This window comes from Streptomyces sp. NPDC007905, assembly GCF_042959345.1.
GTDB lineage: Bacteria > Actinomycetota > Actinomycetes > Streptomycetales > Streptomycetaceae > Streptomyces.
In genome coordinates, this window is sequence record NZ_JBIBKS010000007.1 from 347,289 (window position 1) to 367,955 (window position 20,667).

A 20,667-nucleotide genomic window follows, 5' to 3' on the forward strand; every position below is an offset into this window, starting at 1 on the left:
CGGCCCGCGACAGATGTCGGCAAGAGATCGGGGGGCGGCGGACCGCGGCGCTGACGATGCCAAGGGACAGGACAGCAAGGACCGCGGGCACGCCGCCGCACGGCACCAGGCTCACGTCGCGCGCGGACGTCGCGCACCACCACACCGGACACCGCCCGCCACCGCGTGGAGGCACCCGCCCTCCGGCCGCATTGCCGCCGGAGGGCGGCCGGGACGGACCGAGCGCACCCGCGGCTCCACCCGGACCTCCGCGCCCCCTCGATCCAGGCCTCGACCGACCGCTGAAAGGGAACGCGATCATGCTTGACGGTTTTGTGCACTGGCCCGGACAGCTCGCGGCGGAGTTGCGCCGGACAGGGGTCTGGCTCGGCCGGCCGATCGGTGACTTGTTGCACGAGTCGTGCGAACGGAACGCCGAGCGGGTGGCCGTGGTGTGCGGTGAACGCCGGATGACCTACGCTGAGCTGTCCCGGCGCGCGGACGGGTTGGCGAACGGCCTGATCGGACTGGGCATCAGGCCCCTGGACCGGGTGGTGGTGCACCTCCCCAACATCCCGGAGTTCGTCGTCCTGGTCTTCGCGCTGCTACGGGCCGGAGCCATCCCGGTGCTGGCGCTGCCCGGTCACCGCAGGGCCGAGATCACGCATCTGTGCGCTCACTCCGGCGCTGTTGCCTATGTGGTGAAGGACGAGTTCGGCGGGTTCGACTACCGCACGATCGCCCGGGAGATCCCGTCGGTCCCGCACGTGATCGTCAGCGGCGACGCCCAGGAGTTCACACAGCTGGAGTCGCTGGACGCCCAGGACGTCGCGCTACCCCGGGTGGACGCGTCCGCCCCCGCGCTGTTCCTGCTCTCCGGTGGCACCACCGGACTGCCGAAGCTGATTCCCCGGACCCACGACGACTACGAGTACGTCATGCGGGCCTGCGCGGAGGCGATGGAGGTGGGCCCGGAGGTGGTGTACCTGGCCGTCAACCCGGTCGCGCACCAGGCGGCCCTCGCCTGTCCGGGCGTGTTCGGCAGTCTCCTGCTGGGCGGGAAGGCGGTCCTCACGTCGAGCGTGCGGCCCGATGACGTCTTCTCGCTGATCCGCCGCGAGGGGGTCACCGTGACCACGGTCGTGCCCTCGGTGCTGCGGCTGTGGGCCGATTCCGGACGACCGCCCGGCGAACTGTCCCGCCTGCTGATCCAGGTGGGCAGCGCGCCGCTCGACCCGGCCCTGGCGCGCCGTGCGGCCCAGGTGCTGGGCTGCCGGATCCAGCGGTGGTACGGCATCAGCGAGGGGCTGCTGACCCACACCCGGCTCGACGACCCGCAGGAGGTGGCTGTCAACACGGACGGCCGCCCGATGTCACCGGGTGACGAGGTCCGGATCGTGGACGAGTCGGGGAACCCCGTGCCCGATGGGGAGACGGGCGAGATGCAGGTGCGGGGGCCGTACACCATCCGCGGGTATTACCGTGCCCCCGAGGAGAACGCCCGCTCGTTCACGCCGGACGGTTTCTTCCGCACCGGCGACCTCGTCCGGCGCAGGCCGGACGGCAACATCATGATCGTCGGCAGGATCAAGGACGTCATCAACCGGGCCGGCGAGAAGGTCTCCGCGGAGGAGGTGGAGCGACAGTTGCGCACTCACCCCGCCGTGCAGGACGCGGCCGTGATCGGCGTGGCGGACACCGTGCTCGGCGAACGGACTTACGCGTTCGTCGTCCTCAACGAGGCGGACGTCCGCCCGTCCGCCATGAAGGAGTTCCTCAGGAGCCGCGGCCTGGCCGCCTACAAGATCCCCGACCGGCTGATCTCGATGCCGCAGCTTCCGCGCACACCGATGGGGAAGGTCGACAAGAAGGCACTGCGCGCAGGGATCGCCGCCCCGGAACGCTGACGATGCCCGCGCGCGGGGCGGATGCTGCGTCCGTTCCGCGCCTGCCTCGATCGGTTGGCCACCACATCCCGGCTGGGATCCCACCGGGCACCGGGACCTGCCCGACCCTGCTGGCGGCCATGCTGCACACCGGCCCGTGACCGGCGGACGAGCAGTTCGCACGGCGCCGCCGGGCGACCTCCGAGTGCGGCAATGGGCGCCCGCATCAAGGAGGTGAACGGCGGTCCGGGCACGAACCACATCACCCAGCCCTGGCATACACAACCTGACGATCCATCAAGGCGGGCGTCACATCAGTGTCAGAACGGCCCGGCACAGCCCCAGCGAAGACCCGGGGGCACCACGCGTCCGCCTTCCCGTCACCTACCGAAACCGCAGGTCAGCCAGCGTCCGTCCGGCATGCGGCCTGCTCCACGGCGTGCGCCCGTGAAAACAGGTCGGCTCGATCCGCTCGGAACCTCTGGAAGTCGAGAACTCGCCAGTCAGAGGCTCTTCGTGGCGGGCTCCAGGACCGCCACGCACTCCACGTGCGACGTCATCGAGAACATGTCGACGGCCCTCTGAGGCACGGTCGGTGAAGACTCTCGCTCAACCAGAAGCTCATCCGGCGAGAGTCCGGCACCCCCGGCAGGAGGCCGCCGCCCTGCAAGCCATCGCCACGCAACATGCGCTACGGCAGTCGCCAGTCCACCGGCTGTCCGCCCTGCTGGATCAGCAGGTCGTTGGCCCGGCTGAACGGACGCGAGCCGAAGAACCCGCGGTCGGCCGACATGGGCGACGGATGCGCCGACTCCACGGCCGGCAGACGTCCCAGCAGCGGACGCAGATTGCGGGCGTCACGCCCCCACAGGATGGACACCAGCGGCTTGCCGCGCCCGGCGAGGGCCCGGATCGCCTGCTCGGTGACCTCCTCCCAGCCCTTGCCCCGGTGGGCGCCCGGGCTCCGCGGTGCCGTGGTGAGCGCCCGGTTGAGCAACAGCACGCCCTGCTGCGTCCACGGGGTGAGGTCGCCGTTCGACGGCTGGGGCAACCCGAGGTCGGAGTGCATCTCCCGGAAGATGTTCTCCAGACTCCCCGGCAACGAACGCACTTCCGGCGAGACCGCGAAACTCAGTCCGATGGCCATCCCGGGTGTGGGGTAGGGATCCTGCCCCACGATCAGGACACGGACGTCATCGAAAGGCTGCTGGAAAGCCCGCAGGACATTCGCCCCCGACGGAACATAAGTCCGGCCCGCCGCTATCTCGGCGCGGAGGAAATCCCCCATGGCCGCGATGCGTTCAGCCACAGGTTCTAGAGCCTTCGCCCAGCCTGCTTCAACAAGTTCATGCAAGGGTCGTGGTGCCACGGCGCCTCACTCTACTGGTGGGCGCGGTGCCCCGGCACAACACAGAAGCCCTCACGCACAACCGCCGCTCCTGGCGCTACTCTTCCTCCTCGTCGAGATCTTCGAACCGGTCGAGCAGCTCACGCAACCGGTGACCGGGGAGGAGGGGAGCCTGTTGCATCCAGTGATCAAGCCACTCCGCCACCGTCATCACGTCCGGTCAGCCCCTCACGCTCGATACGCAGATCCCGGAACTCCCGCACACGCGGTCGGCCTGTCGTTGCCGGTCGCGCCAGAGGTACGTCCGCTGCCGCCGAGCCTGATCAACCTCTTCCGCGAGCTGAACAGCGACCTGGGGCTGCCCCAGCCGTCGACCGGCGACCTCATCCCGTGGGCGCAGCAGGGCGTGCTGCTGCTCGACAGGGCGCCGACCACGGCACCCCGCAGTCCGGCCGCCCACCGGGGCAAGGGCTGGGAGGAGGTCACCGAGCAGGCGATCCGGGCCCTCGCCGGGCGCGGCAAGCCGCTGGTGTCCATCCTGTGGGGGCGTGACGCCCGCAATCTGCGTCCGCTGCTGGGACGTCTGCCGGCCGTGGAGTCGGCGCATCCGTCGCCCATGTCGGCCGACCGCGGGTTCTTCGGCTCGCGTCCGTTCAGCCGGGCCAACGACCTGCTGATCCAGCAGGTCGGACAGCCGGTGGACCGGCGACTGCCGTGACCGTCCCCGGTTACCTGGCCGTGGACTCCGGAGGCTCCGGTCTGCGGGTCGCCGTGGGCGTGCCGGGGCAGCCGCCGGCGGCGCAGCGGGAGTCGCGGGAGCCGGTCCGTACCGGTGCGCGGGGGATCGATCCCGCCCATCTGATGGCGCAACTTGTGCCCTTGGTCCGCGACTTGACGGCTGAGGCCGGGGTCGGGGAGCTGGGCACGGCCGTCGTCGGCGCCGCCGGGTTCGCCAGCCTGGGCGACGCGCTGCGCGCCGAATTGCCGGGCGCGTTCACCCGGGAGCTGGGTGTGCGTTCCGTGGCGCTCGCCGCCGACGCCGTGGCCGCCTACGTAGGCGCCCTTGGACCGCGTCCGGGTGCCGTCGTCGCCGCGGGCACTGGCCTCGTCGCCGTCGGCACCGACCTGAGTGGCTGGCGGCGCGCGGACGGCTGGGGGCATCTGCTGGGCGACTGCGGTGGCGGTGCCTGGATCGGACGGGCCGGGCTGGAGGCGGCGCTGCGCGCCCACGACGGCCGGGACGGCGGCTCCGCTCCCCTGCTGGCGTGCGCCGAGAAGCAGTTCGGCCCGGTGCGGGGGCTGCCCGGCCTGCTCTACCCCCGCACCGACCGCCCAGCGATGCTGGCCTCCTTCGCACCTGAGGTGGCCACCTGCGCCCCGCACGACCCGGTCGCGGCCGGCATCCTGCGCGCGGCGGCGCGGAACATGGCCGAGTCCGCCGCGGCGGTGTGCCCGGCCTCCGGTGCGCCCGAAGTGTCGTTCACCGGCGGCCTCTTCCACCTGGGCGACCCGCTCCTCGTACCGCTGCGCGAGGAGCTGGCCCGTCGGCTGCCGCACGCCCGGCCGGTTCCGGCCGAGGGCGATCCGCTGCACGGCTGTGTGCGGATCGCGACCGAGCTGGCGGCCGGCCGGCTCACCCTGCCGGGTGAACCGTCGCTGCTCTACGTGGTCTCCGCAAAAGGGGATTGACGCTCTTCATAGCGCATGTGTCCGGCAAGTGCCCGGAAAATGTGCCAAGCGGACGTAACTCATCAGACAAAACCGGACGGATACCGCTCACCTGCACCCTCCCCGAACAGAGGAGCCCTGGAAGCCAGTAACATGCGGCGCCATGAGCTCCCCCACTGGGCCCGCGTCCGGCCTGCCAGTACGAATGCCGCGACCCCGCCAGCCCGGACGGCACCGCCGACCGGAACCGCTGGTGGCTCCCGAGGGCGCGCCCGCGCTCGTCCTCGCGGTCCCCGGCGCGCCCAGCGCCGCCACGCGCAGCCTCGCCGAGGATGTCGTGAGCATCGCCCGCTCCGAGCTGCCCGGCCTGGATGCGCGGATCGGGTTCGTGGAAGGGGACGACACCGAGTTCCCCACCCTCCGCTCCGTGCTGACCCGCGCCGCCGAGGAGCGCACCGCCCGCTACGAGCGGGCCGTTGCCGCCGGTGCCGAGGTCAAGGAGCCCGACGGCCCGGTCGCGGTCGTCGTCCCGCTGCTGGCGGGTCCGGACAGTGCGCTGCTGCGCCAGGTCCGCCAGTCCGTGATGGACAGCCGGGTCGCCGCCGAGCTGACCGATGTCCTCGGCCCGCACCCGCTGCTCGCCGAGGCGCTGCACGTGCGCCTGTCCGAGGCCGGCCTGGCCCGCGCCGACCGCGCCCGGCTGTTCACCGTGGCCACCGCCGCCGACGGCATCGTCCTGGCCTCCGTGGGCGGCGAGGAGGCCGTGCAGGCGGCCGGGATCACCGGCATGCTGCTGGCCGCGCGCCTGGCCGTGCCGGTGATGGCGGCGGCCCTGGACCAGGAGGGCTCGATCTCCTCCGTCGCCGAGCAGCTGCGCTCCTCGGGCTCGCAGCAGCTGGCCCTCGCGCCCTATCTGATCGGCCCGGAGATCGACCCCGGGCTGCTGGCCGCGGCCGCCGAGGAGGCGGGCTGCGCCACGGCCGAGCCGCTGGGCGCCTACCCGGCGATCGGCAAGCTCGCCCTCGCCAAGTACACGACCGCCCTGGGCATCGCCCCGCAGCCGCAGGGCACGCCGGTCCGCTGACGCAGCCGGCACCCGACGACACAGGGCGAAGGGCCCGCTCCAGTGGCTGGAGCGGGCCCTTCGCCCTGTGTCGTCGGGGCTCAGCCGAAGACGACGCAGGAGGCCGCGGCGACCTCGACGGATCCGTCGTAGCGGGGCACTCCCGTGCTCTCGTCGACGGCGAACCAGGTCACGTCGCCGGAGCGTTCGTTGGCCGCGTAGAGGAAGCCGTCGTGCTCGGCCAGCGCGCGCGGCCAGTGCCCGCCGCACGGCACCGTGCCGGCCAGCCGGAGCCCGTCCCCCTGGACCGCGAACACGGACAGCACGTCCTCACCGCGGGTCGCGGTCCACACGAAGCGGCCGTCGGGCGAGACCACGATGCCCGAGGGGTGGGCGTCGCCCGCGGGGGCGCCCGGCAGGACCGGGACCTCGGTCAGCGGCTTCAGGGAGCCGCCGGCGGCGTCCCAGAGGCAGACGGTGACGGTCGGGGTGAGTTCGTTGACCACGTAGGCGTGCTCGCCGTCCGGGTGGAAGGCCAGATGGCGTGGGCCCGAGCCGGGCCGCACCGCGATCTCGCGGTGCAGGGCCGGGACGCCGCCGTCCAGGGTGCACACGCGTACCGAGTCCGTGCCGAGGTCGACGCTGACGGCCCACCTGCCGCTGGGGTCCGGCTGGACCTGGTGGGCGTGCGGGCCGCGCTGGCGCCGGTCGTGCGGGCCGGAGCCGGTGTGCTGCAGCTGCCCCGAGGGCACCGGTGCGAGGGTGCCGTCCGGGCGCACCGGTACGGCGCTGACGCTGCCGGAGCCGTAGTTGGCGGTCAGGACGTGCCCGGCGTACAGGCTGAGGTGCGTGGGGCCGCTGCCGTCGACCGGCACGGGGGGCCCGGCGGGCTCCGGCTTGTCACCGCCGACGCGGAACGCGGCGACCGCGCCCTCGGCCGTCTCGCTGACCGCGTAGAGCATGTCCCCGTCCGGTGACAGGGCCAGGTAGGAGGGGTCGGGGACGGTGCCGAGGCCGCCGGTGAGGCTCAGTGCACCGCTGCCCGGGTGGACCTCCGCGATCACCAGCCCGGGACCTCCCGCCGCCGTGAACGACCCGATGAACGCCCTGTGCCGCCTGCCGCCTTCTGCCACGGCTGTCCCCTCTCGGTCTGAGCCAGTGCCGACGGTAGCAGTCGATCACGTTCGGTCTAGACCAACAGCGGGGGTGTTCCCTCAGGCGCCCACCAGCGGCGACCCGGACGGCGCCCGCAGGGGCTCGGCCAGCTCGGCCAGCGCCCGTTCCAGGCCGTGGAGGTGGGCCAGGGCCGGCTCGGCCGGGGTCTCGGCAGGCCGGTGGACATGCTCGGAGCCGCCCTCGGTGAGCGCCTCGACCGCCGTCTCCACCCGCCAGCAGGCGGCGGCCAGGCGGGCGTCGTGGGAGGCCTCGGGGTCGGCGGCGACGACGACCAGGCCGCGGATCTCGCGGGCGCAGTCGTCGAGGAGGGCGAGGACCCGGCGGGCGCGCCGCTTGCGGCCGAGCACCGGGTTCAGCGGGTGCACCAGCGGAGCGACCGACAGCCGGACCCGGCCGAGCAGCTGCTCCAGTTCGGCCACGCGGGGCGCCGGGTCGGCCGTGGCCGAGCCCGCGAGCCGGGCGGCGGCCTCCGCGGTGCAGGCGTGCACGCAGCGCAGGGCGCGCTGGATCCAGGCGTCGGTGGTGGCGTGCGTGGTGACGGGCAGCACGAACAGCACGGCGAGCACCGCGCCGAGGGCGCCGACACCGGTCTCGGCCAGGCGCAGGGCGAGCAGGCCGGGGCTGAGGACGCCGAGGAGGCCGTAGAGCAGTTCGGCGAGCAGGGTCACCCAGAGCATCATCCAGGTGTAGGAGACGGCGGCCGTGTAGAAGATGCCGAAGACGGCGACGGCCACGAGGACGGCCGTGGGGACGGGGGCGCCGTGCACAGGGACGGCGACGAGCAGGCCGAGGCCGATGCCGATGACGGTCCCGAGGACCCGTCGGAAGCCGCGTACCAGCGTCTCGCCGCGCGAGGCGGTGTTGACGAAGACCCACCACGTGGCGCCCACGGCCCAGTACCAGCGCTGCCCGGACACCAGCTGTCCCACGACCAGCGCGAACCCGGCGCCGACGACCGCCTGGACCGCCTGCCGGGTGGTCGCGCGGGCCAGTCCGGTCCCGGCGGGCGGTGCGGGTACGACGGCCGCGGGCAGCCGGCGCTCGTAGCACCACAGACCGAAGCGCACCGTGGCCGCGCTGAGCACGGACAGCAGGACGGCGGCGTACAGCTCGGGCAGCTGTCCGGGCGTGGCGTGCAGGAACTGGGCGACGAAGAAGGTCATGAAGGCGAAGACGCCGAGGCTGTGCCCGCGCGGGCCCCAGCGACGGGCGTAGACGCCGGCGCCGACCACGGCGAGGAAGGCCAGGTCCCGCGCCACCGGGTGGTCGTGCAGCTCGGCCGCGGCGGCGAGCACCGGCACGCCGACGGCGGGCAGCAGCGCTGTGGTGACCGCCTGCCCACGCACGGTGGCGTCGGCGACGGTGAACAGGGCGAGCAGCGCGGCGAGGCCGCCGGTGACGCCACCGGGCAGCGAGTGTCCCGCGAGCCCGCACACCACGACCGCCAGCCCGATGCCGAGGACGGCCCGCGCGGCGAAGCGCAACCGCGTCCGCCCCGGGTCCGGCGCCACGAACATCCTCTTCAGCACTGCTGTCCGCCCCCTTGTGACCGCCTGCACGAAAAAGGCGCCGCGGGATCCGCAGCGCCATCGACGCGTCCATGAGAGCATCACCGGGGTCACTGGCTCAAGTGTCACCTGAATTACTGGACCATCGGTCCAGCCCCGTCGGCCCATCCCCCTCTGCCGTAGCGCCAACGGCCCAGGTCGGGCGGCACACCGGGTCCGCCCAGGTGTGAGCCATTGGTACAGTCGTGCATCATGAGCGTGGACGAACTCGACACCCGCATCCTGCGGCTGCTGCTGGAACAGCCGCGCACCAGCGTGCGCGAGTACGCCCGCATCCTCGGCGTCGCCCGCGGCACGCTCCAGGCCCGCCTGGACCGCATGGAGCGGGACGGCGTGATCACCGGTACGGGCCCTTCACTCTCCCCCTCCGCCCTCGGCCATCCGGTCCTGGCGTTCGTGCACATCGAGGTGACCCAGGGCCATCTGGACGATGTCGGGGACGCACTGGCCGCCGTACCGGAGATCGTCGAGGCGTTCTCGATCACGGGTGGCGGGGATCTGCTGGCCCGGGTGGTCGGGCGGGACAACGCCCACCTGGAGGACGTGATCCAGAAGCTGATCAGCCTGCCGGGCGTGGTGCGCACCCGCACCGAGGTGGCGCTGCGCGAGCGCGTGCCGTACCGGCTGCTGCCCCTGGTGGAGTCGGTCGGCCGGGCGGCCCGCGTCTGACGCTTGCATGCTGGACGGCATGAGCAAGCTCGGCGCCCTCTCGGTCATCTTCGATCTCGACGGAACGCTCGTGGACAGCGAGCCGAACTACTACGAGGCGAGCCGGCAGACCCTGGCCGAGCACGGCGTCCCGGACTTCACCTGGGCGGAGCATGAAGGCTACGTCGGCATCAGCACCCTGGAGTCGGTCGCGATCTGGCGGGACCGCTACGACCTGTGCGCCCCGGTGGGCGAACTGCTCGAGGCGACGAACCGGCGCTATCTGGAGCTGGCCCGGGCGCACACTCGGCCCTACCCCGAGATGCGGAAGCTCGTGGAGCTGCTGGCCGCCGAAGGCGTCCCGATGGCGGTGGCCTCCGGCTCCTCTCCCGAGGCGATCGAGGCGATCCTCGCCGGGACCGGTCTGGACGCCTTCCTGCACACCGTGGTCTCGGCCGACGAGGTCGCCCACGGCAAGCCCGCCCCCGACGTCTTCCTGGAGGCCGCCCGGCGGCTCGGGGCGAACCCTGCCGACTGCGTGGTCCTGGAGGACGCGGCGCCGGGTGCGGCCGCCGCGCACGCGGCCGGGATGCGCTGCATCGCCGTCCCGTACGTGGCCGCCCAGGCCGACGCGCCCGAGTTCGCCACGGCGTCGCTGCTGCTGCGGGGCGGCCAGACGGAGTTCACGGCCCAGTCGGCCTACGCGTGGCTGAGGGATTCGGCCGCGTCCCGCTGAACGGCACCCGAGGGGCTCCGACGCGCGCGGAAGCGCTCCCGGCGTGCGCTGGGCGGGCTGGCTGCTTAGCGTGACCCCATGACCACAGTCCAGGCCCGGCCCACCCCCGACGACCGGCGGTGGAAGGCGCTCGGGGTCTGTCTGACAGCGGGCTTCATCTCGCTGCTCGACACCTCGATCGTGAATGTGGCGCTCCCCTCGATGGAGCGCGGGCTGGGCGCCTCCGAGGCTGCCCAGTCATGGGTGGTCTCCGGGTACGCCCTGACCTTCGGGCTCGCGCTCGTCCCGGCGGGCCGACTGGGCGACATGCGCGGGCGGCGCCAGGCCTTCCTGGTCGGGCTCGCCCTGTTCACGGTGGCCTCGGCGGCCTGCGGGCTCGCTCCCGGCGCCTCCTGGCTGGTGCTGTTCCGGCTGATCCAGGGCACGGCGGCCGGCATGGTCGCGCCGCAGACCTCCGGGCTGATCCAGCAGATGTTCCAGGGCGCCGAGCGGGCCAAGGCATTCGGCCTGCTGGGCAGCGTCATCGGGGTCTCGACGGCGGTGGGCCCGCTGGCGGGCGGTCTGCTGATCGATGCCGTCGGCACCGACGACGGCTGGCGCTGGGTGTTCTTCGTCAACCTGCCCATCGGAGTGGCCGCCTTCACCGCGGGGCTGCGGCTGCTGCCCCGTTTCCCGGGGTCGGGGGAGAAGCGGGAGGACTTCGACCTGTTCGGGGTGCTGCTTCTAGGCTCGGCAGTGCTGGCGCTGATGCTGCCCCTCGTGCAGGAGCAGCAGTGGACCGGGCGGGAGAAGTGGGCGCTGCTGCCGGTGGCCGCGCTGCTGCTGGCCGCGTTCTGGGCGTGGGAGAGGCGGCAGGGGCAGCAGGGGCGGGCACCCCTGGTCGATCTGAACCTGTTCTCCCTGCGGTCCTTCACCCTCGGCGCCCTGATCAGCCTGACGTACTTCGCGGGCTTCACCACGGTCTTCTTCGTCTACACGCTGTTCCTGCAGAACACGGTCGGATACAGCGCCCTGGCGGCGGGTCTCTCGGTCCTCCCCTTCGCGGCCGCCTCGGCGGTCGGCGCCGCCGCCGGGGGCCGGCTGGTGGTGCGCTTCGGGCGCAAGCTGGTCGTCATCGGTCTGGTCGGGGTGGCGCTGGGGCTGCTCGGGGTGGTCGTGGCGGTGGAGCTGGTGCCCGGACGGGGCGTCGGGTGGGCCACGGCGTTGCCCATGCTCGTCGGCGGAATCGGTTCCGGGCTGACGGTCTCCCCGAACACGACCCTCACCCTCACCCGGGTTCCCGTCCACCGTGCCGGTGCGGCCGGCGGGGTCCTCCAGACGGGCCAGCGTGTCGGCTCGGCGGCCGGTATCGCGGTGGTGGGCGCGGTGTACTTCGCACACCTGGCCAACCACGGGCATTCCACCACGGCCATTCAGCTCGGACTGCTCACCGCCGTGGGGATCATCATGATCGCGCTGGTGCTGGCGGTCGCGGATCTTCGGGAGCGCCAGGTGCGTCCGGAACCGGAGAAAAGCGGGACGGCGGTCCGCTGGAATGCCGAGGAGGGCGGTGCCGGGGAAACGGTCCGCCGCGGTGCCTGAGAGGTCGCGGCATCCGGCACGGCCGACACCGGCCACCCGCCGACGCACGGCCCCGGACGCCGCAACATCAGCGCCCGGCCCCGCGGCCTCGGGCGTCCCGAGTACCGGCCGCCCTGCGGCTCGACGCCCCGGGTGCCGGTCGGTCGGTGTGCCCGGGGCTCAGGACTTCCGGCGTGGCTTTCCCCGCTTTGCCGGGCGGCCGGCCGCCGAGACCGTGCGGCCCCGTGCGGTTCGCCCTGCGGGCTTGCCACCCGTCGTCTTCGCGCCCGCGGGCTTCTGCCGGGTGCCCCCCTGCTCCGGTTGCTTCCGCTTCTGCTCGGTATCGGTCTTCGCCGCCGTACGGCCCCGCGTGCTGTTGACCGTGCGGCCGCGGACGATGCCGATGAAGTCCTCCACCAGATCGGTGGTGGCCTCCTCCGGCCAGGACAGGGCGACGCTCGACTGGGGGGCGTCGACGACCGGGCGGTAGGTGAGGTCTTTGCGGTGGTGGAGGCGGGCCAGGGACTGCGGGACGATCAGGAGGCCGACGTTCGCCGCCACCAGCTCGATGGCGTCCGACGTCGTGGCGGGGCGCTCGAAGGCGGGCTCACCGGGCGGGCTGTCCCACTCGAAGACGTCGTCCAGGGGGTGGAGGAGCACCTCGTCGGCGAGGTCGGCCAGGGTCACCTCGTCCGCCGCCGTGACCAGGTGGTCCTTGGGGACGACGACGACCGTGGCCTCGGTGTAGAGGGGGATCGCGCTGAAGAACGTACGGTCGACGGGCAACCGCACGAGGCCGGCGTCGGCCTCCCCCGCCCGCAGGACGTGCGATGCCTCGGTGGAGGGGACCTGGACGAGGGTGAGCGGGACCTCCGGCAGGCGCTCGTTCCAGATCCGCACCCATTTGGCGGGCGTCGCTCCGGGGACGTACGCGAGCCGGAACGACGGTGTTTCCTGCGAGCCTGTCACCAGGCCAGGTTACCGGCCGTGGTCGGCCGGCCCGCACACGGCCGATACCCTGGCCTCATGAGTTCGCAGCAGAGCACCCAGACGATGAAGCCCGCGACCGCGGCGAAGAAGCTGGGTGTGTACCTCCCCGCCACCCCCGCCGAGTTCCAGGAGGGTGTGGTCTCGCGCGCCGAGCTGAACGAGCTGCAGGCCAATCCGCCCGAGTGGCTGCGCGAGCTGCGACAGAACGGTCCGCACCCGCGCCCGGTGGTCGCCGCGCGGCTCGGTGTGTCCATCTCCGGCCTCGCGCGCGGTGGGGTCACCGAACCGCTGACCACCGAGCAGATCGAGGCGCTCAGGCAGGAGCGGCCCGAGTGGCTGGAGAAGGAGCAGGCCACCCAGGCCGAGGTCCGCAGGGAAGCCGTACGGATCAAGAACCTGAAGAACGAGAAGGACGCCTGAGGGACCGGCGCCCTTCTTCCTGTTCAGTCGTCCGACGGCACCTTCGGCCGGTCCCAGCCGGCCCTGCCCGGGATGCCGTCGGCGTCCCCGCCCTTGAAGCCGGGCTTGTGCTGCCAGGCGGCGTAGGACCTGCGGTCGGCCTCGGTCCACTCCGGGCTCGGGCTCTCCGCGTAGTGCCCGCAGCCCTCGGCGACCGGACGACGGCCCATGGCGGTGATGACGGGCGACTTCTGCCCGATGCGGAAGAAGCCGCTGCCCGGGAACGGCGCGTACTCGGCTTCGGCCCGGGTCTGGGGTCCGACGGCTTCCCCGGCCCGGTCCCGCCGCCCTTTCCGGCCAGCCGGGCGCCCATCCGCTTGCGCAATCGCCGTCGACGAAAGCACCGACGTCGAAGTCCACGCCCCGAAGGCCGGGTGACCAGCACGGACGCCATGCGCCGCGGCTGCCCGCCGGCCCCTGACTGTATGCACCGCCTCGTCCGTGAACCTCCGCTGGGGGGATTCCGCCCCTCCGGTGTCTTCGGGGCCACGCCGACCGCAGGGGTGAGTCACTCACGGTGCGGGACCGGCTCAAGGCGCAGCCGGAGACGCATAGGCTCTGAGTGGGCTCCGGGGAGGCCGGAATGCCAAGGATCGGGAACAGGGGGCGGCTTCCATGGTGACAGCGCGCCGGTTTCCGCTCGGCTCCGCGACCACGCTCACGGAGCTGGAGGACGACCCCCACCCCCGGCTCGCCCTGCTCCGCGCCCGCGAGCCGGTTTCCTGGCTTCCCGCGCTGGGCGGCTGGCTGGTGACCCGGCGTGATCTCGCACTGCGCGTGATGCGCGACGCCGCGACGTTCACGGTGGACGACCCCCGCTTCTCCACCGCCCAGGTGGTCGGTCCGAGCATGCTCTCCCTGGATGCCGCCGAGCACAAGCGGCACCGCGCCCCCTTCACGGACCCGTTCCGCGCGCAAGATGTGCATGACCGGTTCACCGGGTTCGTGGAACAGGAAGCCACCCGGCTCGTGGAAAGCATCCGGCCGCGAGGCAGCGCCGAACTGCGCCGGGAGGTGGCCGGGCCTCTGGCCGTCGCCGTCGTCGCCGAGTCGCTGGGCTTGGTCGACGCGGACGCCGAGGCGGTGCTGACCTGGTACGACGCCATCGTGAACGCGGTCTCCGACATCACCGCAGGGCGGTCGGCGAACCCCGCCGGAGCGGCGGCGTTCGACCGGCTACGAGGAAGCGTCGAGGCGACGGTAGCGGCAGGAAGCGACGCGTCGCTGCTGGTCGCGGCGGCCGAGAGCGGGCGCCTGAAGCTGCCTGAGGTCGTCGCCAACGCCGCGGTGCTGATGTTCGGCGGTATCGAGACCACCGAGGGCATGATCGCCAACGCCGTACTGCACTTGCTGGCCCACCCTGGTCAACTCGCCCTCGTGCGTGACGATCCAGACCTGGCCGACGCGGCGATCGAGGAATCGCTCCGCCTGGAACCCGCCGCGGCGGTCGTGGACCGCTACGCCACCGCCGACGTGACGATCGGCGGGGCCGACGTGCGGCGCGGTGATCTGGTGGTCGTCTCCCTCGCCGGCGCGAACCGCGACCCCGAGATCTTCCAGGACCCCGACACTTTCGAGCTGCGCCGGGGCAACTCCCGCCTCCAACTGGCCTTCGCCCACGGCCCGCACTTCTGTCTGGGCGCCCACCTTGCCCGCCTGGAAACCCGCGCCTGCCTCCTCACGATCCTCGACCGCCTCCCCGGCCTGCGGCTCGGCCCCGACTCGCCCACCGCGCCCAGAGGCCTGGTCTTTCGCAAGCCCCCGGCTCTGCGCGTCCGCTGGGACATGCCGGAGCAGCGCTGACACTGGAGCGACCGCGCCGCCGACGGCCGCGGTCTGCACGGCACGGTGAACGGCGGGCTCAGGGTTCGCGGTTGTACGCGGGGACCGTTGCCGGCCTATGCGCCACGACGGACCCGGGCGGCCTTGCGGGCCTCGGCGATCTGGCGGGCCTCAGCAGACCGGCGTGACTCGCCACCGCCGCCGGCCCGCCCCGGGCTGGTGCCCAGACCGCGGAAGGGGGCACCGCCGCGCTTCGGGCGCTCCGCGACCGGCCCGCTGCCGCCGACGGGGACACCGGAGGGAGCCTGGGCGCCGGTGATGCGGCTCAGCTCGGCCTCACCGGAGCGGACCTGCGTGATCTGCGGCCTGATGCCGGCGTCGGACATGAGACGGGCCATCTCCCGGCGCTGGCCGGGCAGGACCAGCGTGACGACACTGCCGGACTCGCCGGCCCGGGCGGTACGGCCACCGCGGTGCAGGTAGTCCTTGTGGTCGCTGGGCGGGTCGACGTTGACGACGAGATCGAGGTCGTCGACGTGGATACCTCGAGCCGCGACATTGGTGGCCACCAGCGTCGTGACGTCACCGGTCTTGAACTGTGCCAGGGTGCGGGTGCGTTGGGGCTGCGACTTGCCGCCGTGCAGCGCCGCGGCCCTCACCCCGCTGCTCAGCAGATGCTTGGTGAACTGGTCGACCGCGTGCTTGGTGTCCAGAAACATGATCACGCGCCCGTCGCGGGCAGCGATCTCGGTGGCGGTGGCGTACTTGTCGGCGCCGTGCACCTGCAGCACGTGATGCTCCATCGTGGTGACCGCGGCGGCCGACGGGTCGACCGAATGGACCACCGGGTCATGGAGGTAACGACGGACCAGCAGGTCGATGTTGCGGTCCAGCGTGGCCGAGAACAGCATGCGCTGGCCGTCGGGACGCACCTGGTCCAGCAGCTCGGTGACCTGCGGCATGAAGCCCATGTCCGCCATCTGGTCGGCCTCGTCCAGGACGGTGATGTTCACTCGGTCCAGGCGGCAGTCCTTGCGCTCGATGAGATCCGCGAGGCGGCCAGGAGTGGCGACGACCACCTCGGCCCCGGCACGCAGGGCGCCGGCCTGCCTGCCGATGGACATACCTCCCACGACGGTGGCCAGCCGCAGCTTCAGCAACTGGGCGTAGGGGGTGAGCACATCGGTGACCTGCTGGGCCAGTTCGCGCGTGGGCACGAGGATCAGGGCCAGCGGCTTGCGCGACTCGGCACGCTGCCCTGCCGTGCGTACGAGGAGCGCCAGACCGAAGGCGAGCGTCTTGCCCGATCCGGTGCGCCCGCGGCCCAGGACGTCGCGCCCTGCGAGGGAGTTCGGCAACGTGGCGGCCTGGATCGGGAACGGCTCGTTCAGGCCGAGACGGGTGAGCATCTTCAGCAACTCGACCGGCATGTCCAGTTCAGCGAAGGTCGCAGCCGCGGGGAGGGCCGGGGTGACGGTGGCCGGCAGCGCGAACTCCCCCTGTGGTGCGGAGGGACGGCGCCCGGTGTCGCCTGGGCCGGCGCCGGGGCGCCCCTGCCCCCGTGGACGGAAACGGTCGTTCGTGCGTGCTGAACGGCTCATGGAGAACCTTCCTCGGCAGGGCGCGCCCCGAGGAATTCCCGACAGGAATGAGCCGGATGAATTGCAAGAACGAGCCGAATGTGAGACTAAATGAATTCCACCGGAATGCAAAAAAGCAGCGATCCGGGGCCCCGCCACAAGGCGGGACCCCGGATATGTCACACGCGCCGACGTCAGACGGGAACGATGTTCTCCGCCTGCAGACCCTTCTGGCCCTGCGTGACGTCGAAGCTCACCTTCTGGCCTTCCTGGAGCTCACGGAAGCCCTGGGCAGCGATGTTCGAGTAGTGGGCGAAGACGTCCGGGCCGCCCCCGTCCTGCTCGATGAAGCCGAAGCCCTTTTCCGCGTTGAACCACTTGACGGTGCCAGTAGCCATGTCACATCTCCTTGGGGGCAGTGCCCGCGGGCCCACACCGTGTGAACCCTTGCGTTGCCACAATGAACCCCGTCCGGATAAGCACCGGAGATACAAAAATGCCCGACGACATCCAGCCGCCAAAGCACTTGAAGTTTCGGGAACCACAACTGCAACTGCAGACAAGTTTAGCACGGGACAGCGCCAACCTCAGCACGACCCTTTCGTTGCCCGAGGAAATTCAATCGCACCACTCGGCTCGGACCGTCCCGATACCTTTCCCGGACATCCGGTCTGCAGGCGCCGCACTTCACCGCCCAGCCCAGGAACGACAGGCGGACCTTGCCGTTCGGATCACCCCTGTCCGTATCCGCCAACCGCCGTTGAGGCAACCCTCAGCACAGGCGCGCACTTGCCCGGCGAGTGAGCGGTTCCTGGAGATCGTTGGGGAGAAATCCGGGAGAAGATCTTGGTCGGCTTCTCCAAGCCAGGACAGGCCTCTGCCCCGCGGCGGGGCTCACGCCCGGCGCCTCACGGCTGCAGGTTCGCGAATCCGCGGCTCACTGCGTCGCCGCTTCTGGTTCGTCCGCCGCATACGGATGGACGTGCCTACCTCTGTCGAACGGGGTGAACCACGTCTTGAACCCCATGGGCGCGACTCCTGGCACGCCTCCGACGGGATCTTGGTCGATCCCGTCCACGGAATCGTCGTACAGCCCCTCGTGGTCCATGTCCTCGCAGACTGCAGGACATCGCGGACATCCCCGAATTCGACCGCCTGGAGATCACCCACTTCTTCGAGGTCTACAAGGATCTCGAACCCGGCAAAAGCGTCGAGGGCTCCCACTGGGAGGGCCGGGACGTGGCCTACGCGGAGATCGAGGCCTCGCGCGCCCGCGCCGGCGGAAGGGAGCACGGGTGAACGGCCGGGACGGCGCGTCGATCCTTGTCTTCATCGCCGACCTCGTCGCAGGCGCCGGCTGCGGGCAGATCAGGTCCGGCGCCCCCGCGCGCGGCTGGGGGCACCCCCGGACGGAGTCGGTGGAGTGTCGCCAAGTACAACCGCCTGCTCGAGCTCGCCGCGGCCGATCCGTCCCTGCCGCCTGAGCCGAGGACGACGACAGGTTTCCGCAGGCGTGTCAGCGCCGACCGACACGTGTGACGGCCAGCAACGCCACAGCCAGCACCTGGATGGCGATGACCACCGTGATCAGCAAGGGGATCGAGTAGCCGTACAGTCCGCCCGTCAGTGCACCGCCCGCCAGGCTCGCCGCGCCGACAACGCCCGCGAACAAGCCGTACGCGGTCGCCCGCCGACCGCTGGGCACCAGATCCGCGACCGTGGCGCGCAGGGTGGACTCCTGGATGCCCATGGCCGCACCCCACAGCAGCGACCCGGCCACCGCGATCGCGACCGTGTCGGTGAACGCCAGCACCACCACGGCCGTGGTCAGCACCGGCAGAGCAACCAGCACACGCGGGCCGATCCGGTCGTAGAGCCAGCCCGTGGCCAGCGCCGCGACCGCGTCCACGGCCATCGCCGCCGCGTACACCACCGGCACCCACGCGGCGGTCAGCAGATGCCGCTCGACCAGGTGGTAGGAGAGCACGCCGAAGGTCGCGAAGCCGGTCGTGGTGGCCGCCGTAAAGCCGGCGTAGGGCCAGAATGCCCTCGGCATCCGCCCGCCCTGCACCCGCGGTGTTGCGGGCGTAGGCGCTGCGGCTTTCAGGTCGCGTTCGTAGGCTTCCGGGTCGGGCACCCGGGCCCGCAGCCAGAACAGCAGCAGCAGTACGGCTATACCGGGGGCGGCGAGGACGCCGAGCGCGGGGCCGTAGTCGTTCCCAGTGAGCGCGAGCACGCCTGCCACCAGCAGCGGGCCGGCGACAGCGCCGATCTGGTCCAGCGCCTCATGGACGGCGAAGCCAAGACCCCGCCCGGTCGCGGCGGTGGCGTGCGACAACAGGGTGTCCTTCGCAGGCGAGCGCACCGCCTTCCCCACCCGCTCCGCGATCACCAGCACGCACGCGGCCCACAACACCCCGGCCACACCCAGCAGCGGCACCGAGACCACCGTCAACGCATAACCGGCGATCGCCAGCCCCCAGAAGCGGCGGGTCCGGTCCGCCATCGGGCCGGAGGCCAGCCGCAGCCCCAGCGCCGCCGCCTCACCCGCCCCCGTCACCACACCGACGACCAGGGAGGAGGCGCCCAGGGAGGCCAGCAGCGGGCCGGTGATCGAGCGGGCGCCCTCGTAGACGCAATCCGCGAGCAGGCTGATCGTGCCGAACCAGACCACGAACCGCCATGGCGTCATCCGCGCCGCCGGCCGATCCGCCTCCCCCTCCTCGGACTCCGCCGGGTTCATGCCCACAGCCCCTCCGCGAACGACATCCCGACGAACGCCGCCCCCAGGCCGGCCACCACGCCGACGGCGGCGTTGGCGGCGGCGTTGGCGGCGGCGTTGGCGGCGGCGTTGGCGGCGGCGTTGGCGGCGGCGAAGAACTTCGCCCCGTCCTCCGCCAGCCGGAGCGTCTCGTACGAGAACGTCGAGTACGTCGTCAAAGCCCCGCACAGGCCGGTGCCGAGCAGCAACTGCCCCCGCGGCGACGCGGCCCCGGCCGCCACGGACCCCGAGGGAGCGCCGATCCCCTCCACACCGCGGAACACCGAGGCGCCGGCCGGCCCGGAGTTGTGCGCCCGGTGCACGATTTCGCTGTACAGCGGCTTGTGGCGCCAGACGCCGTTCTCGCCGACGAAGATCGTCACTCCCAGGGCACTGCCCGTCAGCCTTGTCACCGCTGCCTCCATGCCACCAGGCGGCGCGTCCCCGTCGCCGCAAGCCACACCGCCGCCAGCGCCGCACCTGGCGTCGCGGCCAGGTACGCGAGCCGCGTCCGGGGATGAACGCCGTTCACGAGCCTCTGAGTGTCCACGGCATCCGAAGTCCAGCTCAGGGATGGCGAGTTCCACTCGGTCGCGGGTGTTCTCCGTACACGCTCCGGGTGGTTGAGGACGCAGGAGGCCGTGCCGGTGGAGACTCCCGCCCTACGGGTGACATCGACGAGCTTGGCGCCCTGGTGTCCGCAGGTGCGGGCGGTGCCCTGCCCGCGGAAGACGTACCGCTTGCCATGGCAGGGGCACGGCGGCGGCTTCGTACGGGCGATGTGGTCGGCGACCAGGGCGGACAACCAATCCATTGCGTCGATGGTGCGGTAGCTGTCGTCCTTGGGCGGCCGGCGGACCAGCTCGCCCGAGTCCAGTTCGTACAGCTGATGTTCAGCGAGTATGGCCCCGGGCCGGGCGAACTCGGTCTCCGGGCCGACGGTGCCCCACCGCATCCCTGTGTAGCCCTTGAGGGTCACGCCGACGAACTCGTCGCCGCGGGCCGCCAGCAGCGCCGCTCACTCGGCGATGTGCACCGTGCCTGGCCGGGCTGGGCGTCTGTCCCTCCGCCCGTGGCCCCTCGGGGGAGCCAGGTGCGGTCGGCCGGTGTCATCACTGGCTCCTCCGCCTTCCTGGCTCCCCCGCGACCTGGCGCTCAGTACTGCTCGGTCTCCATGAAACCCGTGTTCCCGTTGTCGTCCGCGTCGAAGGCGGCGGCGGTCGGGTCGAATCCGGGCGGGCTGTCCTTGAGGGCCAGGCCCAGGCCGGCCAGCTTCGCCTTGACCTCGTCGATGGACTTCGCACCGAAGTTGCGGATGTCGAGAAGGTCCGCCTCGGAGCGCGCCAGGAGCTCACCCACCGAGTGGACGCCCTCACGCTTGAGGCAGTTGTAGGAGCGGACCGTGAGCTCGAGCTCCTCGATCGGCAGCGCGAGGTCGGCGGCCAGGGCGGCGTCCGTGGGGG

The 20,667-nt window shown here is 72.1% G+C and carries 18 protein-coding genes and 3 pseudogenes; 10 read left to right on the forward strand and 11 right to left on the reverse strand.

Features of this window, described 5'->3' with window-relative positions; genetic code table 11:
• The first annotated feature begins 299 nt into the window (after positions 1–299).
• Positions 300–1,886 carry an AMP-binding protein gene (locus ACFZDC_RS15595; protein ID WP_391324001.1) on the forward strand — a complete coding sequence of 529 codons (1,587 nt, stop codon included), beginning with the start codon at positions 300–302 and terminating at the stop codon, positions 1,884–1,886.
• A gap of 670 nt (positions 1,887–2,556) precedes the next feature.
• On the opposite strand, the gene ACFZDC_RS15600 is transcribed toward ACFZDC_RS15595, so the two are convergent.
• Complete coding sequence (locus tag ACFZDC_RS15600) at positions 2,557–3,234, reverse strand: uracil-DNA glycosylase (protein ID WP_391324003.1); 678 nt, start codon at positions 3,232–3,234, stop codon at positions 2,557–2,559.
• 232 nt (positions 3,235–3,466) lie between these two features.
• On the opposite strand from ACFZDC_RS15600, the pseudogene ACFZDC_RS15605 reads away from it, so the two are divergent.
• From ACFZDC_RS15605 to ACFZDC_RS15615, 3 genes and pseudogenes are all read left to right on the forward strand, one after another.
• A pseudogene (locus ACFZDC_RS15605) lies at positions 3,467–3,931 on the forward strand (uracil-DNA glycosylase); the annotation flags it as partial.
• Entirely contained in the window at positions 3,928–4,902 is a 975-nt protein-coding gene (locus tag ACFZDC_RS15610; RefSeq protein WP_391324004.1) for a BadF/BadG/BcrA/BcrD ATPase family protein, read from the forward strand. The pseudogene ACFZDC_RS15605 and the gene ACFZDC_RS15610, both read left to right, overlap by 4 nt.
• A gap of 142 nt (positions 4,903–5,044) precedes the next feature.
• Positions 5,045–5,965, forward strand: a complete 921-nt coding sequence (locus ACFZDC_RS15615) for a sirohydrochlorin chelatase (protein WP_391324006.1) — start codon at positions 5,045–5,047, stop codon at positions 5,963–5,965.
• Between the two features lie 80 nt (positions 5,966–6,045).
• Here the strand turns inward: ACFZDC_RS15615 and ACFZDC_RS15620 are convergent, their stop codons facing one another.
• Entirely contained in the window at positions 6,046–7,077 is a 1,032-nt protein-coding gene (locus ACFZDC_RS15620) for a beta-propeller fold lactonase family protein (RefSeq protein ID WP_391324008.1), read from the reverse strand.
• Between the two features lie 81 nt (positions 7,078–7,158).
• On the reverse strand, positions 7,159–8,649 hold the full coding sequence (locus tag ACFZDC_RS15625) for an FUSC family protein (RefSeq protein ID WP_391324010.1): 1,491 nt from the start codon (positions 8,647–8,649) through the stop codon (positions 7,159–7,161).
• Between the two features lie 231 nt (positions 8,650–8,880).
• Between ACFZDC_RS15625 and ACFZDC_RS15630 the strand changes: the two genes are divergently transcribed.
• The 3 genes from ACFZDC_RS15630 (at position 8,881) to ACFZDC_RS15640 (ending at position 11,653) form a co-directional block, all read left to right on the forward strand.
• Positions 8,881–9,357, forward strand: coding sequence for an Lrp/AsnC ligand binding domain-containing protein (locus tag ACFZDC_RS15630; RefSeq protein WP_391324012.1), 477 nt, complete (start codon positions 8,881–8,883; stop codon positions 9,355–9,357).
• A 19-nt stretch (positions 9,358–9,376) separates the two neighbouring features.
• The gene (locus ACFZDC_RS15635) at positions 9,377–10,072 is read left to right on the forward strand and encodes an HAD-IA family hydrolase (protein WP_391324014.1); all 696 of its coding nucleotides are present in this window, start codon (positions 9,377–9,379) and stop codon (positions 10,070–10,072) included.
• A 78-nt stretch (positions 10,073–10,150) separates the two neighbouring features.
• On the forward strand, positions 10,151–11,653 hold the full coding sequence (locus ACFZDC_RS15640) for an MFS transporter (protein ID WP_391324016.1): 1,503 nt from the start codon (positions 10,151–10,153) through the stop codon (positions 11,651–11,653).
• A gap of 159 nt (positions 11,654–11,812) precedes the next feature.
• Here ACFZDC_RS15640 and ACFZDC_RS15645 read toward each other — a convergent pair whose 3' ends face one another.
• Positions 11,813–12,601, reverse strand: a complete 789-nt coding sequence (locus ACFZDC_RS15645) for a LysR substrate-binding domain-containing protein (protein WP_391324018.1) — start codon at positions 12,599–12,601, stop codon at positions 11,813–11,815.
• Positions 12,602–12,658: 57 nt separating this feature from the next.
• Between ACFZDC_RS15645 and ACFZDC_RS15650 the strand changes: the two genes are divergently transcribed.
• Positions 12,659–13,042, forward strand: a complete 384-nt coding sequence (locus ACFZDC_RS15650) for a DUF5997 family protein (RefSeq protein WP_391324020.1) — start codon at positions 12,659–12,661, stop codon at positions 13,040–13,042.
• A 23-nt stretch (positions 13,043–13,065) separates the two neighbouring features.
• On the opposite strand, the pseudogene ACFZDC_RS15655 reads toward ACFZDC_RS15650, so the two are convergent.
• Positions 13,066–13,427, reverse strand: a pseudogene (locus tag ACFZDC_RS15655) (peptidoglycan-binding protein); the annotation flags it as partial.
• Positions 13,428–13,696: 269 nt separating this feature from the next.
• Between ACFZDC_RS15655 and ACFZDC_RS15660 the strand changes: the two are divergent.
• Positions 13,697–14,884, forward strand: a complete 1,188-nt coding sequence (locus ACFZDC_RS15660) for a cytochrome P450 (RefSeq protein WP_391324022.1) — start codon at positions 13,697–13,699, stop codon at positions 14,882–14,884.
• Between the two features lie 95 nt (positions 14,885–14,979).
• Here the strand turns inward: ACFZDC_RS15660 and ACFZDC_RS15665 are convergent, their stop codons facing one another.
• Entirely contained in the window at positions 14,980–16,464 is a 1,485-nt protein-coding gene (locus ACFZDC_RS15665) for a DEAD/DEAH box helicase (protein ID WP_391324024.1), read from the reverse strand.
• A 173-nt stretch (positions 16,465–16,637) separates the two neighbouring features.
• Positions 16,638–16,841 carry a cold shock domain-containing protein gene (locus ACFZDC_RS15670; RefSeq protein ID WP_391324026.1) on the reverse strand — a complete coding sequence of 68 codons (204 nt, stop codon included), beginning with the start codon at positions 16,839–16,841 and terminating at the stop codon, positions 16,638–16,640.
• A gap of 721 nt (positions 16,842–17,562) precedes the next feature.
• Here ACFZDC_RS15670 and ACFZDC_RS15675 point away from each other — a divergent pair.
• Positions 17,563–17,742: pseudogene (locus tag ACFZDC_RS15675) on the forward strand (inorganic diphosphatase); the annotation flags it as partial.
• Positions 17,743–17,959: 217 nt separating this feature from the next.
• On the opposite strand, the gene ACFZDC_RS15680 reads toward ACFZDC_RS15675, so the two are convergent.
• From ACFZDC_RS15680 to ACFZDC_RS15695, 4 genes are all read right to left on the reverse strand, one after another.
• Positions 17,960–19,186: an MFS transporter gene (locus ACFZDC_RS15680; RefSeq protein WP_391324028.1), complete on the reverse strand. Its 1,227-nt coding sequence runs from the start codon at positions 19,184–19,186 to the stop codon at positions 17,960–17,962.
• On the reverse strand, positions 19,183–19,617 hold the full coding sequence (locus tag ACFZDC_RS15685; RefSeq protein ID WP_391324030.1) for a DUF190 domain-containing protein: 435 nt from the start codon (positions 19,615–19,617) through the stop codon (positions 19,183–19,185). Before ACFZDC_RS15685 ends, ACFZDC_RS15680 begins: the two co-directional genes overlap by 4 nt.
• Positions 19,614–20,183: a hypothetical protein gene (locus ACFZDC_RS15690; RefSeq protein ID WP_391324032.1), complete on the reverse strand. Its 570-nt coding sequence runs from the start codon at positions 20,181–20,183 to the stop codon at positions 19,614–19,616. The genes ACFZDC_RS15685 and ACFZDC_RS15690 overlap by 4 nt, the downstream gene beginning before the upstream one ends.
• 176 nt (positions 20,184–20,359) lie before the next feature.
• The coding region (locus ACFZDC_RS15695; protein ID WP_391324034.1) for a DNA-directed RNA polymerase subunit alpha C-terminal domain-containing protein at positions 20,360–20,667 on the reverse strand (308 nt) is incomplete at its 5' end.

Excerpts from the sequence above, each read along its gene's own strand:
- ACFZDC_RS15595 (WP_391324001.1), top strand. The coding sequence starts at position 300 with ATGCTTGACGGTTTTGTGCACTGGCCCGGACAGCTCGCGGCGGAGTTG.
- ACFZDC_RS15670 (WP_391324026.1), bottom strand. The coding sequence starts at position 16,841 with ATGGCTACTGGCACCGTCAAGTGGTTCAACGCGGAAAAGGGCTTCGGC.
- ACFZDC_RS15650 (WP_391324020.1), top strand. The coding sequence starts at position 12,659 with ATGAGTTCGCAGCAGAGCACCCAGACGATGAAGCCCGCGACCGCGGCG.
- ACFZDC_RS15615 (WP_391324006.1), top strand. The coding sequence starts at position 5,045 with ATGAGCTCCCCCACTGGGCCCGCGTCCGGCCTGCCAGTACGAATGCCG.
- ACFZDC_RS15680 (WP_391324028.1), bottom strand. The coding sequence starts at position 19,186 with ATGAACCCGGCGGAGTCCGAGGAGGGGGAGGCGGATCGGCCGGCGGCG.
- ACFZDC_RS15640 (WP_391324016.1), top strand. The coding sequence starts at position 10,151 with ATGACCACAGTCCAGGCCCGGCCCACCCCCGACGACCGGCGGTGGAAG.
- ACFZDC_RS15635 (WP_391324014.1), top strand. The coding sequence starts at position 9,377 with ATGAGCAAGCTCGGCGCCCTCTCGGTCATCTTCGATCTCGACGGAACG.
- ACFZDC_RS15630 (WP_391324012.1), top strand. The coding sequence starts at position 8,881 with ATGAGCGTGGACGAACTCGACACCCGCATCCTGCGGCTGCTGCTGGAA.
- ACFZDC_RS15660 (WP_391324022.1), top strand. The coding sequence starts at position 13,697 with ATGGTGACAGCGCGCCGGTTTCCGCTCGGCTCCGCGACCACGCTCACG.
- ACFZDC_RS15665 (WP_391324024.1), bottom strand. The coding sequence starts at position 16,464 with ATGAGCCGTTCAGCACGCACGAACGACCGTTTCCGTCCACGGGGGCAG.